This window comes from Arsenophonus endosymbiont of Crataerina pallida (genome assembly GCF_964020125.1).
Lineage (GTDB): Bacteria > Pseudomonadota > Gammaproteobacteria > Enterobacterales > Enterobacteriaceae > Arsenophonus > Arsenophonus nilaparvatae.
The window spans coordinates 768,535-781,420 of sequence record NZ_OZ026540.1; the positions used below are offsets into that span (position 1 = coordinate 768,535).

Sequence of the window (12,886 nt, forward strand, 5' to 3'; positions counted from 1 at the left end):
AGTAAATATGTATAAAATAATTCTCGTTCCAATTGATATCTCAGAAAAAGAACTAATAAAAAAAGCACTCAAACATGCGCTTTATATTGCTAGATTATCTGATGCTAAATTGCATTTCTTGCATGTTGCCCCTGATATGTCTCGTTATTCAATGAGTTATAGTTATCATTATGATTTATTAGCTAATTTTGCCAAGAAAACGATCGAAAGTTCAGAAAAACAATTAAAACAAATAGTTAAGCATATTGACTATCCTAAAGAAAAAATTTCTTACTCGGTGGAGATGGGGTCACCTAGAGATAAAGTTTTATCAGAAGCAGAAAAAATAGGTGCTGATTTGATAGTAGTTGGCTCCCGTCGACCAAATATTGCCACGCATTTGCTAGGTTCGAATGCTTCGGCTATTGTTTCTAATGCCCCGATTTCGATATTGATAGTTCGGTAGCTAATATTATTATAATGCAAAAAATTAGTTAATTTACCTGCTTTTTAGTTAAGTTAATTATAGGAAATGAAAAAAATCGTAGTAATTATTCGTTGTTGTAAATCAGATTATTTGTGAAGAGTATTGCTAATTTTGATCTAAAAAGAGCGCTATTAATTATGTTGTCTGCTACTGAGCAATAACTTAATTGTTATCATTACTATTAATAAAATTCTGCAGGTTTATAGGCTACAAAATGGAATATATTGAATCTAATTATCATACTGAAACAGAAAGGCAGAGAAAAATTACTCGCCTTTGTATTCAATGCGCTCAGCTCCTTTTTCAACACGGCGCTGAAAGTATGTTAGTGGAACAATTATCAACCCGATTAGGTATTGCCTTAGGCGTGGATCAAGTTGATAGCGCAATATCTTCTAATGCGATTGTTTTAACAACTGTAATTAACGGTCGCTGTATGACGTCAACCCGCAAAAATATTGATCATGGCATAAATATGCATGTGGTAACTAAGGTTCAGCACACGGTGATATTGGCTAAATATAAATTGTTAGATTGCGATAAGGTTCAGCAGCGTCTGGCTGAAATAAAACCACTACGTTATCCTCGTTGGTTACTAGTGCTTATGATCGGATTATCCTGTGGCTGTTTTTGTAAGCTGAATGGGGGTGGCTGGGATGGTTGCTTTGTCACTTTTATTGCCAGCGGTTGTGCAATGTACATTCGACAAATTCTTACAGCCCAATATATGAATCCATTGATTAATTTTTGTATTACCGCCTTTGTGGCTACTACAGTATCTGGTTTTGTATTAAATATTCCTTATTTTTCCAATGCATCGACGATTTCAATGGCAGCCAGTGTTTTACTGTTAGTTCCTGGATTTCCATTAATTAATTCTGTGGCAGATATGTTTAAAGGTCATATTAATACTGGATTAGCGCGTTGGGCAATGGCGAGTTTGCTGACATTAGCGACTTGTATCGGTATAACCATGGCTATGGCGGTTTGGGGATTAAGAAATTGGGCATAATATTTTTACTCACCTTAATTGAAAAAATGTTATTAGCTGCCATACCTGCAGCCGGTTTTGCCATGGTCTTTAATGTGCCAGTACGGGCGTTAAAATATTGTGCTTTGCTGGGAGCTATAGGTTATGGTTTTCGTATGATACTGATGGAAATGAGCTTTAGTATTGAATGGGCAAGTTTTTGCGCGGCAATTTTAATTGGCATTATTGGTATTCAATGGTCACGCTGGTGGTTGGCACATCCCAAAGTGTTTACTGTTGCGGCGATTATTCCTATGTTTCCAGGTATAAGTGCTTATATAGCGATGATATCGTTAGTAAAAATTGCTCATTTGGGCTATAACGCTGAGTTACTTGAGACATTAGTAATACATTTCATTAAAACCTTATTTATTGTCGGTGCTTTATCGGTTGGTTTATCTATTCCTGGACTATGGTTATATCGTAAGCGTCCACGAGTTTAATCTTGTATTGAATTTAAGGTAATATCAAATTGTTGCTCACCGGATATTATAATTTGAATATTAAGTTCTTCTTCTGAATATTTAGCAATAATGACCTTAACATCATTTTCTTGAGCATGTTTTTTTGTCACATCAATTAATTCTTCTTTTAAATGTTTTATTAATGTATTCATTTTATTTCCTAAATGAAAATTAAATTTTATTTTTAAATAACCTATTTTAAATAGTTAGTTATATTTTTATACAAAAAAAAAGATAAGGTTTTTATAGATATTCATCATATAAAATTAAATTTTTTCATACAGTTGTCGATAATAATGAAAAAAATTATATGACTAAAATAGTCGATTTATTTATTAATTTTAACCAGGATGTTAATTTTGAAATTAATACATTTTTTAACGGTAATAATTACCGTGATGGTAGTTTTTTGTGCGCCATTTAATTTATTAGCAACACCGATTAGTTTTGATGAAGCAAAAAAATTGCCCGTAATGAAATTTATTTTGATCAAACTAGCGGAAATCAAGGAACGCTCTATTGTGGATGTTAATGGCAATGGATGGGTAAAAGTGGTGGTAGGGTAGATTTAACTAGCTGTGGTTATCAAGTAAGAAAACAAATAAATAGAGCACAGCGAATAGAGTGGGAACATATTGTGCCGGCATGGGTATTTGGTCATCAGCGCCAATGTTGGCAAAAAGGGGGACGAAAGAATTGTGTCAAGACAGATCCTGTTTTTCGCACCATCGAAGCCGATCTGTATAACATTGCGCCTTCTATTGGTGAAGTAAATGGTGATAGAAGCAATTTTAATTATGGTCAACTAGCCTCGTCAGTTTTATCGCCTTATGGCCAATGCCAAAGCCGGGTGGATTTTAAAAATCGTATTTTTGAGCCTAGAAATGAAGTAAAAGGCCAGGTTGCTCGTGTAATGTTCTATATGTATGACTGATATAATCTTACTATGTCAAAGCAACAACAACAGCTATTAATGGCCTGGGATCGACAATTTCCGGTTAATCGTTGGGAAAAGTTGCAAAATGAGCGAATTGGCAGAATTACCGGGCACTATAACCCGTTTGTAACCGGTGAATTAACCTGGCAATTAGGTCATAGAAATCAGGCGGCCGGTTTGTCAGTTGCAACTGCTGAAATAGAAAAAAAAGCAATTAAAACAAAAAGTAATATTTCTGCTATGGCGCGCAATTATCTTACTGCCGCGATTAAAGGTAATCAAATTAGCCAAATATACCACTTTTCTCATTGTCAGGGATATAAGGTTTTATCAGCCAAAAATAGTATTGTTTTTGAAAATGAGCAGGCCGCTATTGCTGCGGGTTATCGATTAGCCAAAAATTGCCCGCGACAATAAAAAAACACCTATTATCAAACAAATAGCATATTATCAAGTTGTTCACATTAACTGCGGTTATTAATAAATTAACAGGTGACTTGAAGTAATTGTTTGCGTAATAAAGTTGACAGGCAAGCAATAATCGACAATATTTTTTGTATCAGAGATGTTAAAATATTTTTATAGTCAATTAATGGATATAAAATAATATTAAGCTCTTGAGGATGTTTTATAGTCGTAGTTCTGTGTTTGATGATGTTCAGCATAGGGGATATAGATGATAAAATGCTTAAAATATACTCTTCAGTCATTAACCGGTTATAAGTTATCCATAACATGCAAGATGGAGAAATTTGTAACCGGTTTTTTCATGCAAATCATAAAATTGGAGACAATCCTCTGTTTTAAATAGCTTTTTTGTGTAGATATTCAAATATTATTACCATCGACATATAGACTATCGAAAGGTAAAACTATGAGTAGACAGAAAGCTGCAACAAGAGCACGCCGAGAATTAAGAAGATCTTTAAGAAAAGAGAGTCGCTCATCTCGTTTAAAAGAGATCAACAATGTGGCATCTTTTGCTGATTTTACAGGTATTGAAACCATTGGTATGGCATGTGAAACTCGTGATCGTTCCCCCATTATTCCTCGCAGTGAAGCACAAAGAAAATATATTGAAGCTATTAAGTGGCAAAAATTGATTTTGGCAAATGGTGAAGCAGGATGCGGTAAAACATTTATTAGTTCTGCAATGGCTGCTGATGCTCTCATTAATAAAGAAATCAATAAAATTATTGTAACTCGTCCGGTTTTGCAAGCAGAGGAGGATTTAGGTTTCTTACCGGGTGATATGGCAGAGAAATTCGCACCTTTCTTTCGGCCGGTATATGATATTTTAGCCAAAAGATTGGGACACTCTTTTCTACAATACTATCTACGGCCAGAAATAGGCAAAGTAGAAATTGCACCTTTTGCTTACATGCGTGGCCGAACCTTTGAAAACGCGTTTGTGATACTGGATGAAGCCCAAAATGTGACGGCTAATCAAATGAAAATGTTTTTAACTCGCTTAGGAGAAAATGTGACTGTCGTCGTCAATGGCGATGTTTCCCAATGTGACTTGCCGTTAGGGATCATGTCTGGTCTGGAAGATGCGTTACGACGCTTTGATTGTGACGATTTGGTTACCATCGTGAAATTTACCATTGGTGATTGTGTCCGCTCTGAACTCTGCCACAAGGCCTTATTAGCCTACGAGCTTTGATAAACAATCTATAGTTAATTTGAATAGCGCTCAGATCATCTGAGCGCTATTTATTTGGCTAGCAAACAGCAACGATTTAATTTATTAAACATAAAATTATTAAAATTATGTTTAATTTTAGGAATAAAAATTAAACAGCATTAATTAAATTTAACATATTGAATTACAACTAAAAAATAATCATTAATATTTTGATAGCTAATTAAATTATTGATTATTATATATTGCCTATTAAATTTTTCCTTTCTATTTTGAGGTGGTAACTTTCATCCACATATTTATGTAAAAATAAAATATAGGTAATGCTATGAAAAATAAAATATTTGCTATAGCAGAAACATAATTTATTTCATCGCCAGTTATCCGTTGTTACCGGTTTTCAGTTCCACCATCCAACCAGCGAACGATAAAACTCAACTAACTGTTAAAAATCAAATTCCTGTCATCAATATAACAGCACCTAATCAGGCCGGTATTTCTCATAACCGCTATAAGCAATTCAATGTACCGTCACAGGGTGCGGTGCTAAACAATGCGATCCAACCTGCCAACAGTGTACTGGCCGGCCAGTTGGCTAAAAATGAGCAACTTGGTGAACAGACGGCCAGTTTGATTATTAATGAAGTAACTGGTTTATCTTCTTCACAACTGAATGGCAAATTGGAAATTGCAGGCAAGAAAGCGGATGTGATCATCGCCAATCCGAATGGTATCAGCTGTGATGGTTGTCATTTCAGCAATATTGGTGGCTTAACCTTAACTACTGGCCAGCCGACACTAAATCAACGCGGCGAATTTGCCCATTTAAAGGTGGAGAAAGGCGATATTATCTTCCATAATAAAGGGCTCCATAGTGGTAGCCAAAATTATACTGAAATGATCAGCCGTACTGTTACTGTCAATGCGAGTATTCTCAGCAAAAATATTAGCTTTTTGCAAGGCACGAATGCGATTGACTATCAGACTGGAACAGTTTCTCAAATAACTAGCCCGGGCCTAAAACCCCAATTTGCGGTTAACATTACAGAGCCTGGTGGGATTTATGCTAATTGTATTAAAATCATTGCTACCGAACCAGACAGTGAAGTTAAGCTGGATAATATTAAAACCAGTGAAAATGAGTTATTTATTTCAGCTAAAGGTAAACTGACGCTAGGTCATATTACCACTAAAGGGCATTTAACCGCCAAAGCGTCAGCTATTATAATTCCGGCAAGCAGTGAAATTTTATCTCAGCAAGACCTATTACTTGAAAGCGATAGCCTAATTAATCAAGGTAAAGTAACGGCTAAACAAAATATTCATCTATTTAGTAATGTCATCAGCAATCAGGGTGAAAGCGCTAAAATTGAAGCCTATGATAATCTGTGGCTACAAAAAAATGCCCAGGGTGAGCTAAGTGAAAGGTTTGAAAATCGCGCGGCGACTATCTTAACGCAAACCGGTGATCTGTTCCTGAAAGTCAAATACGTGATTAACCAAAGCAATAACCCTAACATCACGCAACAATTAACAACGCCGGATAGTAACAAAGTTAAACCCTATGTTGTCAGGGCAAATGGTGGTGGCCTGGGTACAAGTGTCAACATAAATCTAAAACCTAATTATCAGATCAATGGAAAACAGCGCTGGTTTGGTGAAATCGATCCAGTGTTCACGCAATTTGTTCAATTGGAGAAAACGGCTTACACATTAGCTTCCCCTCTGGTGGTTGGTGGTATTTCTGCTGGTAACAATCTCTATATTAAAAGTAATCAATTAGTTAATAATAAATCTGTTATTTCTGCGCACCATGATAGTTATTTGCACAGTAAGTATATTACCGCCATTAATCAAAAACTGGGTGAAAAATCTGTTTGGGTGAGTTTGCAAAATGCACTAGATGAACCGACTAACTATCTTTTACTGCAAGGATTTTTACATCAGCTGTGGGGTTGGATACCCGCACATCATGCTTATGAACATCATTATTATGATGATGTTCGCATCCGTTATTTTATCGATCATGATCAATATCTTTCATTTATACCGGCAGACAAAGCACCTGATGCACTATCAACATTTAACAGTGTGACCGCCTTAATACCCATTAACCAGCCGGAAATATGGCTTTGGCGGGATAACGATTTTTTATCGGCCAGATTTTCTGCTGGCAATAACCTGGTTATCACTGCGGATAAAATAGAATCCAATAAAATCTATCCGCTGGCACTTAATTCAGTGCGTGAATTACATGAAAAGTATGATTATGAACCTCTTTTAGCAGGCAGAAATATTACTTTAAATAGCCAACAGCTCAATGCATCATTATCAGCTCAGGCGGATAATAACCTGTCTATTATGAGTGAAAATATTGCGCTCAATAACAGCCAGCTTCGCGCTAACAACGAATTGAACCTAATAGCTAAGAATGACATTGTGCTAACGGATACCAGCTTATCTGGCCATAATGTGCTGCTGCTAAGTAAAAATGGCGCTATCAGCTATCAGGCTGCTGAATATGACCGCTACAATATTGCTGATTTATGGCCATTTGATTTGTTTACGGATGAAGAAGATATTAGTTACATAGCTATGGAACCAAAATATAACTTGATTGAGGGGAAAAACCGGTTGGATATGATTGCCAGCCAGGATATCCAAATTGATAATAGAGTTACGCTGAATGTGCCTGTCATCAATATTACCACTAAAGGCAGTATTTATTTCAACAGCACGGAAAAAGCGTTATTTAAAAAACCGCTGCATTATGATCGATTAGCGCCACACTTGAAATCAATCTATGATTTACATGATAAAGAATATGATCGTAAATATGACATAAAAAATAGTGAGCAAGATCAACCTAAATGGCAAAAAGCGCGCCATATTTCATTTAATGCCGGTAAAGATATTGTATTTAATGGCATAGACTTAACGGCTGAACAAGGAATAGAAGTATTTGCCGGTAATGATATTCACTTAGCTCCGGCGGCATTTAAGCAACAAGACAATATCCATCTACTATTAACGCGCCGTTTTTCCCACTTTGAGCACTATATCGCATCGTTTTATTCTCCGCAGCTTAAATTGCCTTTTGATTTGTCCAATAATATAAAAGCACCCAGAACGCAATTATTTAAATCTTATTTGACATCCGAGGGTACTTTACTGCTCAATGCTGGCAGGGATCTTAACTTACAGGCTGCCAAATTATCGTCTAATCAAACCACTCATCTCTTTGCTGGACGTAACATTGATCTCCTTCCAAGATCCTGGCAGTGGATTTAATTGCCCAAAAAGAGCTCTATTATACTTACCAACCACAAAGTTTCACGCCGGTTGTACAATTTGGTGGGACATTACATATGGTAGCGGGTGAAAATCTTTTTTTACAAGCTGCTAATATCAATAGTGGTGCGGCAATGGCACTGACTGCTGGCAATCAATTTGTCATCGAGCACGTACCTTATCGAGCCGAAACGGGATCCGATGGCTATCATGAAAAACTTTGTCATTTGCATACGCAACTACACAGTGGTGGTCGCTTAGATTTACTCAGTAAACAAAACATGCTCATCAAGGGCGCTAAACTGCGTGCAACTGGCGATATTACTATGGTATCGGCAGGAAATACCGAATTAAAAGCGTTCAAAAATCGCGATCATGGTTGGCAGCACGGCAAATTAATTGATAAAACTTATCAACAAGGGGTCGAAATTCAAACTGATGGGGAGCTTAGCATTCGAGCTGGTGGGAATCTGCTTTTTCAGGCCGCTAAGCTGAGGGCACAGCGGACAATGGATATCGCTGCGCAAGGCGGTTATCTCTATGCTCAGGCGATGGAAGAGATTGAACATTATGAAGAAAAGCGTGAAAAGTGTAATCGCTGGACATTGTGTTTAACTAAAAATACTGAGCATCGTACCTATCATGAAGTAAAAAATAAGGTAACCGAATTTCATGCTGGTAATGATATCAATTTATTGAGTTATAATGATAGCATCTATGAAGCGACAAAAATTAATACCCAACGCAACGCGACCTTAACCAGTACCCATGGCCGTATTCTCTTTCACGCGGTGCAAAACCAAACTTTGAATCAAACCATAACAAACAAACGCGGTATCTTTATCACACAGCGTGATAAAGGAGCATATTCAGCGGTGTGGCAGTTACCCACTATCCAATATGCTGGTGAGCTAAAAGTAAATGCCGCACAAGGGATCGAAACTGATGTTAGCGGTCAAAATGAACAAACGCTAAAACAGGTTATTGCCAGCTTAGGTAATTCGCCTGAGTTTGAATGGTTAAAAGCTCTGAGGGATAATCCGGACGTTAACTGGCGCAAAGTGGAAAATGTTTATAAAAGTTGGGATATTCGCCAACAGCAACTGCATCCGGTTAGCGCAGCGGTGATAGCGATAGCGACGGGAGCCGCCGCCTCTGCGTTGGCTATCCCGGCAGGGATAAGCGCGGCATCGGTGTCGGGTTTGAGCGGCGCGAGTGCAATAGCCATGCAGGGAGCAGTTTCGGCTGGGGTCAGAGCGATTGCCGCTAAAGCCGCTGTTTCTCTGGCGAATAATCAGCAACTGTCTTGAACGTTAAAATTATGGAGAAACGTGATGGTACGACTCATTCCATTCTTCGTTCTTTCTGAGCATCGCGTTCAGGATAGTCAGCAGCTTGCGCATACAGGCGACCAGCGCCACTTTTTTGGCTTTTCCCGCTGCAAGCAGACGCATGTAAAAGGCTTTTATCACCGGATTAAAGCGAGTTGCTACAAGCGCGGCCATATAAAGTGCTGTTCGGACTCCGTCCCTTCCGCCAAATATGGTTCGCCGACCACGCATGGTACCCGAGTCCCGGTTTATGGGGGCAACGCCTACAAGCGCGCTAATAGCTCGCCTCGAGAGGCTGCCCAGTTCGGGAAGCTCCGCCAACAACGCAGCAACTGTCATGGTACCAACCCCTTTAATGCTGCTCAGCCTAGCGGCCAGATCCTTAAAGTGGTTCCTTATGTGGTTGTTCATATCCTCATCGATTCTGGCAAGTTCATCTTCCAGCGCCTTGATGATGATGTTGATGCTTTTTCTATTCTGTGGATGTGCGGTATACAGCCTATTACGTTCTGCCACCAACATTGTAATCAACTGGCGTCTGCGTACGACCATCGCAGCAAGAACCTGACGTTCTGCATTTGGCAGAGTCCGGATAAAGCGCTCTCGCTCCGGATGTCGATTAATAACCTCTGCCATTTGTGCAAGCACTTTGGCATCAATACGGTCAGTTTTTGCCAGATAGCCCATAGCGCGGGCAAAGTCTCGGGATTGTCTGGGATTAATCACAGTGACGTCAAAGCCTTCAGCCTGGAGCGAGCAGGCCACAGTAGCTTCAAGCCCGCCAGTTGCCTCCATCAGAACCAACACCACCGAATGCTTTCTCAATTCGGCGATAATGGCATCAAAACCGTCAGAGTCATTACTGACCGTAAACTGTGCAATATCACAGCTGGCTGCTATGTCCAGCGTTGCTTTAGAAACATCAATACCCACACAAAGTGGATTTGGCTGACTCATGATTACCCATCCTTGCAAATGCGTTATGGAGTACGGACAACTGTTCGGGTTTCAGATGAGTGGCTCAGTGTATGCGCCGGTCGCTAATTAACGGGCTTAAAACCCTAGGAGGAATCGGGCTGCATGCACCTTGCCAAATCTAATCGTAACTATTTTAAACCGTTTTCAAGATACAAGGAGGAATCGGGCTGCATGCACCTTGCCAAATCTAATCGTAACTATTTTAAACCGTTTTCAAGATACAAGGGGGATGTTTCTGCGACCCTCAAAGAGCTTGGTAGTAGCCAATCGGTTAAATCGATTATTGCCTCGATGGCTATCGAAGGTTCACTGGCCGGTTTAGATGCCACGGTATTAAATAGCAGTGGTGTAGTGCAAACAGCTCCCCCTATAACCCCACCTTTCCGCGCTTAAGTGATGGCGAATGGCAACATACCGTTCAACGGGTGGCGGCGCAATCACTGATTACTTCAGCTGTTGACACAGCGCTCAATGGTGGCAGTTTTAAAGATAGACTGGCAGAAGCGTTAGTCAGTCAGGCAAGTCGTCAATTACATGCTGAAGGAGTACATTTAATCGCTAAAAATGGCCAGGTACTAGGCAAACCAGGCAAACTGCTCAGTCATGGTGCGATGGCCGCCTTGAGTGCAGAGATAGGTGGCGGAGACCGTATTGGAGCAGCAGCTGGCGCGTTTGCCGCTGAGCTGTCGGCGATTGAATTGGGTGATAATTACTATGTTGATAGTTCAAACCGAGAGCAAAAAATCCTCGACACCAGCCGAGTGATAGGCGGCCTGGCGGGAGCCCTTGCTTCAGGAACCGCAGAAGGCGCCTATAGTGGTGAGGATGCGGGAGTGATCGCGGTGCAGAATAACTTTTTGAGCGCTAAAGATGTCATGGACATGAAAAAAGAGCTTGAGGAGGCAGATAAGAGCAGAACCGATAAACAAGTAATTTATCAAAACCCAATATATTCAAACAATTACCACTAATCCCTATCTGCGGGTTAAGGTTGAGTTTTTATCGGCAAAATGAATAACCGGTTGCATATCATCTTGATTTTACAGTTGGTTCTTTCGTCGTTTGGGGTTTTACTTTATAATCGCTTCTGACTATTGTGACTGATCTTATTAGTTGCGTGGTTAGCAGTGGTGGCAGGTAGCCGACTGTCATCACTGCATTGATCCGTTACTCATCTTTTTTATCTATATAACCGGTATTTTGATTAATTTCCGCTATACTCTGCCTGATTTAGCCCTCCATTATCATTGCTTTAATTACCGTTTTAACCACTTATTTGTTCTGCTGTTGATCCTGCGGCCAGCGTTGCAAAGTTCAGTTTTATATCTTCTGCCTGTTGACGCTTGCCTGGCTGAAACAATTGTTAGTAAACCCAAGTGCAAAAGGCCGGCAATAGTTGACGAGTTTTTTCGTAATAGTTCTATTTATTCAATAAAGTCACTCAATTTCTGCGAGTTGGATGTATAAAACTTACGGTAAGAAATGACAAACAAACTGGCAGAACAGTGATTGTCGGTCGTTCTTATCATTGACAAGAATGTTTTATTTAATCTATGACATCATTTTATGACGCTAAAATGCGAGCGAGGGAAAAGGAATGCAACCCACACGATTTCGTAATGTTATTGTTTTCGGTGACAGCTTGTCTGACACAGGTATTATGGCCAGTTCCTTTATTGGCAAGCTAGCGAGCGCATTCGGTGCCATGACTGTGAATCCGACAGGTCGTTACAGTGATTGCCGTAACTGGACAGATCATATGTATGAAGCTGCGACAGATGGAGGATCACTGGTGATGGCTAATGCTAGCACTTCGAAAAAATTAACTAGCAAGCATCAATCATTTTCTCAAGAATCCGGCTGGGGACAAGGTTCTGACCTGTGGTTTCGATATGCCAATTACGCCATTGGTGGTGCTACGGGGGGAATACCGTACGCTACTGTACATAAATGTTCACTTACGACTATGAAAAATGAGGTGAAGGCTTTCGAGAAAGATTTCTCATTACAAGGTATAAATAATGAAAACTTTCTTTTTATTGTTTGGTTTGGCGCTAACGACCTTTACACGGCAGGTTTGCCTGCCACCGAGATGCACAAAGTGGCAATTAAAATTGCTCATAAGCGTAGAGAAGAATTAGTTAAAATTGTTGGTTCAAGTAATGCACACTTTATTTATATAAATATGGGACTTCCATTATCGGCTGCGTGTTATCAGGAGATGGTTAGTTCTGCCAAAGCGAAATATCAAACGTCTACCAACGAGAAGAAAGCTAAACGTATTTATCATGAAGTTAGGAGACAAATTAATAACTTTGAAAGTGGGGCGATGTTATTTAACCACACATTAAGAGAGATTGCTGAAAGTAATGGCGATATGTACGTGGATATGGCGTCATTACTGAAACCAGAATCGATGTCAAACCTGTATGAAAAGTTACATTTATCAGAAGGGGTGCAAGAAGTTGGAACCAGCAATCAATTTATCGATAGCTGTAATTACGATATTATTATGGGTCATAACAGTAAAGTGTCTACTTCAGATAAAGCTCATCCGACAGATCGTGTCTATCGCGTGGTGTGGCAAAAAATTTGTGAGGCACTGTGGGAAAGAGGTTACACTTTTGGCACGCTTCCGGTAACCAAGGGTTGTAATCATAGTGATACTCAATTTTGCACTCGGCTTTGATTGAGCTAGCATAAAAAATTGAGCACGATCAATAGAAAAACCCCATGCAAATTGC

The 12,886-nt window shown here is 39.4% G+C and carries 11 protein-coding genes and 1 pseudogene; 10 read left to right on the plus strand and 2 right to left on the minus strand.

All coding sequences use genetic code 11. The annotated features are described in order from the left end of the window. Positions 1-7 precede the first annotated feature (7 nt). The 3 genes from AACL31_RS03890 to AACL31_RS03900 all read left to right on the plus strand — a co-directional run bounded on the left by AACL31_RS03890 (position 8) and on the right by AACL31_RS03900 (position 1,939). Positions 8-445 carry a universal stress protein gene (locus AACL31_RS03890; protein ID WP_310509158.1) on the plus strand — a complete coding sequence of 146 codons (438 nt, stop codon included), beginning with the start codon at positions 8-10 and terminating at the stop codon, positions 443-445. Between the two features lie 235 nt (positions 446-680). Further along, complete coding sequence (locus AACL31_RS03895) at positions 681-1,478, plus strand: threonine/serine exporter ThrE family protein (RefSeq protein WP_310512079.1); 798 nt, start codon at positions 681-683, stop codon at positions 1,476-1,478. After that, positions 1,469-1,939: a threonine/serine exporter gene (locus tag AACL31_RS03900; protein WP_310512078.1), complete on the plus strand. Its 471-nt coding sequence runs from the start codon at positions 1,469-1,471 to the stop codon at positions 1,937-1,939. Before AACL31_RS03895 ends, AACL31_RS03900 begins: the two co-directional genes overlap by 10 nt. Here AACL31_RS03900 and AACL31_RS03905 read toward each other — a convergent pair. Next, positions 1,936-2,112 carry a hypothetical protein gene (locus AACL31_RS03905; RefSeq protein ID WP_187290960.1) on the minus strand — a complete coding sequence of 59 codons (177 nt, stop codon included), beginning with the start codon at positions 2,110-2,112 and terminating at the stop codon, positions 1,936-1,938. The two genes, AACL31_RS03900 and AACL31_RS03905, sit on opposite strands and share 4 nt — an antisense overlap. 246 nt (positions 2,113-2,358) lie before the next feature. Here AACL31_RS03905 and AACL31_RS03910 point away from each other — a divergent pair. From AACL31_RS03910 to AACL31_RS03925, 4 genes and pseudogenes are all read left to right on the plus strand, one after another. Beyond that, a pseudogene (locus tag AACL31_RS03910) lies at positions 2,359-3,314 on the plus strand (endonuclease). A gap of 457 nt (positions 3,315-3,771) precedes the next feature. After that, positions 3,772-4,563: a phosphate starvation-inducible protein PhoH gene (gene phoH, locus AACL31_RS03915; RefSeq protein ID WP_310512077.1), complete on the plus strand. Its 792-nt coding sequence runs from the start codon at positions 3,772-3,774 to the stop codon at positions 4,561-4,563. Between the two features lie 366 nt (positions 4,564-4,929). After that, complete coding sequence (locus AACL31_RS03920; protein WP_339053756.1) at positions 4,930-7,833, plus strand: filamentous hemagglutinin N-terminal domain-containing protein; 2,904 nt, start codon at positions 4,930-4,932, stop codon at positions 7,831-7,833. After that, a complete protein-coding gene (locus AACL31_RS03925) occupies positions 7,824-9,143 on the plus strand; it encodes a hypothetical protein (protein WP_339053757.1) in 1,320 nt (439 codons plus the stop codon). Before AACL31_RS03920 ends, AACL31_RS03925 begins: the two co-directional genes overlap by 10 nt. 9 nt (positions 9,144-9,152) lie before the next feature. Here AACL31_RS03925 and AACL31_RS03930 read toward each other — a convergent pair whose 3' ends face one another. Continuing rightward, on the minus strand, positions 9,153-10,121 hold the full coding sequence (locus tag AACL31_RS03930) for an IS110 family transposase (protein ID WP_339053074.1): 969 nt from the start codon (positions 10,119-10,121) through the stop codon (positions 9,153-9,155). A gap of 123 nt (positions 10,122-10,244) precedes the next feature. Between AACL31_RS03930 and AACL31_RS03935 the strand changes: the two genes are divergently transcribed. The 3 genes from AACL31_RS03935 to AACL31_RS03945 all read left to right on the plus strand — a co-directional run bounded on the left by AACL31_RS03935 (position 10,245) and on the right by AACL31_RS03945 (position 12,831). Beyond that, a complete protein-coding gene (locus AACL31_RS03935) occupies positions 10,245-10,535 on the plus strand; it encodes a DUF637 domain-containing protein (RefSeq protein WP_339053758.1) in 291 nt (96 codons plus the stop codon). Between the two features lie 32 nt (positions 10,536-10,567). Next, positions 10,568-11,113, plus strand: a complete 546-nt coding sequence (locus tag AACL31_RS03940; RefSeq protein ID WP_310512146.1) for a DUF637 domain-containing protein — start codon at positions 10,568-10,570, stop codon at positions 11,111-11,113. A 626-nt stretch (positions 11,114-11,739) separates the two neighbouring features. Beyond that, positions 11,740-12,831 (plus strand): SGNH/GDSL hydrolase family protein, encoded by a 1,092-nt coding sequence (locus tag AACL31_RS03945; protein WP_310512145.1) that lies wholly within the window; start codon positions 11,740-11,742, stop codon positions 12,829-12,831. The last annotated feature ends 55 nt before the right edge of the window (positions 12,832-12,886 follow it).

Excerpts from the sequence above, each read along its gene's own strand:
- AACL31_RS03905 (WP_187290960.1), bottom strand. The coding sequence starts at position 2,112 with ATGAATACATTAATAAAACATTTAAAAGAAGAATTAATTGATGTGACA.
- AACL31_RS03935 (WP_339053758.1), top strand. The coding sequence starts at position 10,245 with ATGCACCTTGCCAAATCTAATCGTAACTATTTTAAACCGTTTTCAAGA.
- AACL31_RS03890 (WP_310509158.1), top strand. The coding sequence starts at position 8 with ATGTATAAAATAATTCTCGTTCCAATTGATATCTCAGAAAAAGAACTA.
- AACL31_RS03895 (WP_310512079.1), top strand. The coding sequence starts at position 681 with ATGGAATATATTGAATCTAATTATCATACTGAAACAGAAAGGCAGAGA.
- AACL31_RS03945 (WP_310512145.1), top strand. The coding sequence starts at position 11,740 with ATGCAACCCACACGATTTCGTAATGTTATTGTTTTCGGTGACAGCTTG.
- phoH (WP_310512077.1), top strand. The coding sequence starts at position 3,772 with ATGAGTAGACAGAAAGCTGCAACAAGAGCACGCCGAGAATTAAGAAGA.
- AACL31_RS03930 (WP_339053074.1), bottom strand. The coding sequence starts at position 10,121 with ATGAGTCAGCCAAATCCACTTTGTGTGGGTATTGATGTTTCTAAAGCA.